The organism is Aneurinibacillus sp. UBA3580 (assembly GCF_002375825.1).
Taxonomy (GTDB): Bacteria; Bacillota; Bacilli; order Aneurinibacillales; family Aneurinibacillaceae; genus Aneurinibacillus; species Aneurinibacillus danicus.
In genome coordinates, this window is sequence record NZ_DFMZ01000083.1 from 1 (window position 1) to 4,566 (window position 4,566).

The 4,566-nt window shown below is 50.8% G+C and carries 4 protein-coding genes; all 4 read right to left on the reverse strand.

The features are described 5' to 3' along the window. Positions 1–62 precede the first annotated feature (62 nt). The 4 genes from B2899_RS12460 to obgE all read right to left on the reverse strand — a co-directional run bounded on the left by B2899_RS12460 (position 63) and on the right by obgE (position 4,510). A complete protein-coding gene (locus B2899_RS12460; protein WP_146808349.1) occupies positions 63–509 on the reverse strand; it encodes an ACT domain-containing protein in 447 nt (148 codons plus the stop codon). Between the two features lie 209 nt (positions 510–718). After that, on the reverse strand, positions 719–2,392 hold the full coding sequence (locus tag B2899_RS12465; protein WP_146808355.1) for a DUF4179 domain-containing protein: 1,674 nt from the start codon (positions 2,390–2,392) through the stop codon (positions 719–721). Beyond that, positions 2,373–2,936 (reverse strand): RNA polymerase sigma factor, encoded by a 564-nt coding sequence (locus B2899_RS12470; RefSeq protein WP_146808348.1) that lies wholly within the window; start codon positions 2,934–2,936, stop codon positions 2,373–2,375. The genes B2899_RS12465 and B2899_RS12470 overlap by 20 nt, the downstream gene beginning before the upstream one ends. Positions 2,937–3,226: 290 nt before the next feature. Next, on the reverse strand, positions 3,227–4,510 hold the full coding sequence (gene obgE, locus B2899_RS12475; RefSeq protein WP_146808347.1) for a GTPase ObgE: 1,284 nt from the start codon (positions 4,508–4,510) through the stop codon (positions 3,227–3,229). Between the last annotated feature and the right edge of the window lie 56 nt (positions 4,511–4,566).

Below are 4,566 nucleotides of genomic sequence, written 5' to 3' on the forward strand. Positions count from 1 at the left end.
GTTGCGGCGGAAACGCCATGGTCATTTTTTGTTCATAAATAAAACAAACGAACGATTGTATATTACCCTCTGCCGACGATAACTGCCCGTTTCACGCCCTCAAGCGCGTTTAGCTCATCAAGAAAGTCGGTTGTAGACAGGCTCAACTGCCCCGTATCAATCGACAGAGCTACATTCGCCATGCCCTGCAGCGGAATCGTCTGGTTAATGGTTAAAATATTTCCGCCCCGCTCCGCCACGAATTTCAATACCTGGGACAGAATGCCCGCCCGATGCTCAAGATTGAGCGATACGGTAATGATAACTTCGCGCGTCATGGAATTAAACGGAAAGATGCTGTCCTTGTATTTATAATAGGCGCTTCGGCTGAGTCCCACCCTCTCCACTGCTTCGTTCACCGTCTCTACCTCCCCGGAGTCGAGCAGCTTCTTGGCCTCGATCGTTTTGCTGATGGATTCTGGCAAAATATCGGCCCGAATTAAGTAGAACAGCTCCTCTTGTTTTTTCATACGTCCTCCCGGAAAAAACAAATGTTTATGTATAGTGGACATTATACTTCGTTTCTTTTTATTATACAAGAGATATTCGTTTATTTTTAAAATGTTTTTTCTCGCTTACGAATGGAGGGAAAGTATATTTCACTTTATCACTGTAAAGCAAAATATACTTTCCTATCCCATAAGAAAAACAGAGAGTCCATATCGGACCCTCTGCTTCTTTACCTTGAAACCGGGATGTCGACCTTCCAATCCACATCCGTATGCCGCTTCATAATGCGGGTTAGTGACAGGGTTAACTTCTTCGGTTCGTGTTTCAAGCCATAGACTCGCAGCGTACTTGTGAACTTGCGATTGCCCGATGCATCCGGATCTTCCTCGCCCCCTGATACCATCGCTTTATACGTCCTGCCGTTCTCGTCGGTAACCACCCAATGGGTGAATGTGCCGGTATTTTGGGGATGGACACCCTCCAGTTCAATAATCGCATGCGACTCATCTTCAAAGAACGGCGGGCGCTTCTTTATATCCCAGTCCCGCTTTACGACGAAACTCTTTATTTTAATCGTACTGCCCTGATATTGTCCTGTGACAGGACTTTTCTTCAGATTATCAGGAGTAAAGGAAAGGGAAAAATCTGAAGGTTCTTCCATATCGACCGCATCTAGCACGAATGTCAACCGTTTCGCTTCTCCGAGCGGTACAAATCCGTCCTTCCATACCGTGCGGCCGAACGGTTTATGCACTCCCGATGAATCAATCGGGTTCCTCTCCCGCTCGCCCGATGGCAGAACCGGACCCGATTTTCCCGCAACCACGCGTCCCTTTTCATCAAGCAGACGATAACTAATGCCATAGGTGTAATCCCTGTAAGCATCGGCTCCTTCTTCCGCAATCCCGAGCCGGTTTTCGCGTTCAACCAATTCCTGCAGTTTTTTCTTTGCGCTTCCTGTTATGCTTGTCTCAAATTCCAACTGGCTTTTGGTAGGAGCGAACAGCAGGGTCTTAATGTTAATACTTACTCCCTGCCCGGTTGTATGCTGCAGATTAACCGCCGTGCTGCGCGTAGCCTCCAGCCCTTTCTTCATGTCTACGGGAACCTGCAGCTCCCACCGTCCTTCTTTGGCTCCAATGCCCGCGAATCCCCCTACGCGCGAAAGCTCAAAATGTACGACGGCTTTTTCCGGAATGTTGTTCTCCAGTTGAAAACCGATGATTCCATACGGATCATTGCGTCCCCAGCTTGACATGTCTGCCAATTTATTGCCTTTTGTATCAGTAAGGTAGACACGGTTCCCTGCCTCTTCTCTAAACCTCGGATCAAAATCAGGATCAAGATGGCCGCCGCCTTCTTTTTCAAGTACATAGGAAAGCGCGATGCGCGTCGGGTCCGCCACCACATCCAGTACCCGAAGCGTTATTCCGTTGTCGGTCACGTAATAATTCCCCTGCTGGACAAATCCCTTCTCGCCCGCCATTTGCAGGCCCAGGTCAATCATCTGATTATTGCGGTTGAAGATGGATTGCGTCAAGTAAGAGGCAAAAGACGGGGAGACGGACGCGGCCACCGAGACCGCAAGCAATGTTCCCGCCGCGGCATATGCCCATCTCTTCCATTTTCTTTTTCCAGCCTTCCGCACCGGCTCCGGCGCTTGTGGTTCCTCTGGCACCACAGCGTGCGGTTTCAGCTGTGCCATAATATCCTCAGTAAATGATCCGGGAAGCGCGGGCGCACGTAACGCGGCTCTTAATGCTTCTCTCTCTGCCTGACACTCTTCATACAGGTTGCGGCACGCCGGGCAATTCAATAGATGCGTATCCATTGCCATCTTCTCCCGCCCTGCGGTCTCGCCCTCGACATGACGGCTCATTTGTTCATATTCCGTACATTTCATTCAGGTCCCCTCCCGTCTTTGTGTACTGCAGTGCGGCACGCAGTTTCTTCTTTGCCCGATGCAGGTGCGTCTGTACCGTCGGCAGCGGAAGTTCAAGCACTTCCGCAATCTCTTTATAGCTTAAATCATCGATGTATCGCAGTACGAGTACGAGCCGATATTTTTCCGGCAGCCGTGCGATATGAGCCCTAAGTTCATGCGCCCGCTCTTTGTGCAGGTAGACCTGTTCGGGGCTTGTCCAGTCGACATACTCTTCTTCCTGTGCATCCATCCTCTCGCGCTTCTGTTTGCGCCAGACATCGAGGTAGCTATTGGCCGCAATCTTGTAGAGCCATGAGGAGAATTGCTTCTCCGGATTATAGCTTGCCAGATAACGATACGCTTTAATGAAACTTTCCTGAGCCAAATCCTGCGCATCCTGCGGCGATGCGCCCATCCCTATAAGAAGTCCGTAGACTCGGGTTTTATATTTATTTACCAGGTGGGCGTAGGCGTCTTTGCTCCCGCTAAGTACCTGGGCCACCCATTCTTGATCTTCATCCATTGTGCAACCTCCCATGAAACGGACGCTCCGGAGCAAACTTGTATTTCCCGTTTCCGTATTCATCTTATACTACTGAAGATATTCAGGAAATCTTTCGTGTTTATATAAATAAAACGAGCCTCCCGATCAATCCGGGTGGCTCGCTTTGCTCCTAATTTATGTCCATGTCCATTTCCTATTCAGAGGCATTACGGTATTCGCGGAAGGCATGTCCGATGCTGCTGGCGGTCGGCGGGTCAAACAATTAGGCTACAATCGACATTCTTTCGTGATTCGAAGCAAGAAAAGCTCTAGTCCACAAACTCGAACTCGAACTTGCCGATGCGTACGATGTCGCCGTTCTCGGCCCCTTTTTTACGCAGGGCATCGTCCACGCCCATGCTCCGCATGATGCGCGCAAAACGCTGAATAGAGTCGTGACTGTTCAAGTTTGTCATCTTAACAAGCTTCTCCAGCTTCTCGCCTTCGACAACGAAGGTTTCGTTCTCACGGCGTACCGTGAACGCATCCTCTTCCGGCTCCGCCTTATACAATACGGTCGTCTCCTCGTCGGCCACATCTTCTACCAGCGGCACATCCGGAATTTCTTCGAGCATTTCCGCTACTTTATACAAAAGTTCCCTTACGCCCTGCTTTGTTGCCGCGGAAATTGGAAAAACCGGCACGTCTTCTCCAACCTTTTTACGGAACTCAGCCAGATTTTCCTCCGCACCGGGAATGTCCATCTTGTTCGCCGCAACCACCTGGGGACGTTCCTCCAGCTTCTTATTGTACAGCTTCAATTCTTCATTAATCTGTACATAATCATCATACGGATCACGCCCTTCAGAACCGGCCATGTCAATCACATGGATGATGACGCGTGTCCGCTCCACATGCCGCAGAAATTGATGGCCCAGACCTACACCTTCATGTGCCCCTTCAATCAATCCGGGCAGATCTGCCATAACGAAACTCCGTTCTTCGTCTACATCTACTACGCCCAGATTCGGCGTTATCGTCGTAAAATGATATTCGGCGATTTTCGGACGGGCTGCCGAGACGACGGAAAGCAGAGTCGATTTTCCGACGCTCGGGAATCCCACCAGGCCGACGTCCGCCAGTACTTTCAGTTCCAGACGTACGTAACGCTCCTGACCCGGCTCGCCATTCTCCGCAATCTCCGGTGCCGGATTGGCCGGTGTCGCAAACCGAATGTTACCGCGGCCGCCACGGCCGCCTCTTGCGATAACCGCGCGCTGTCCGTTCACTACCAGATCGGCAATAACCTGCTGCGTATCATCATCAATTACGGTCGTCCCCGGAGGAACCCGTACGACTAAATCTTCCGCTCCTGCACCGTGTTGTCCCTTCGTCCGGCCGTTCTCGCCGCGCGCTGCCTTGAAGTGGCGCTTATAGCGGAAATCGACGAGCGTACGCAAACCTTCATCCACCACAAACACCACATTCCCACCACGGCCGCCGTCACCGCCGGCAGGACCTCCGGCTGCCACGTATTTTTCCCTGCGGAAGGCAACCATCCCATTTCCTCCGTCGCCGCCTTTCACGTATACTCGTACACTATCTACAAACATATAAATTCCACCTTTTTCTGTGAAAATTGTGAGGAAAGAAGGAGAGAAAGAGGAAA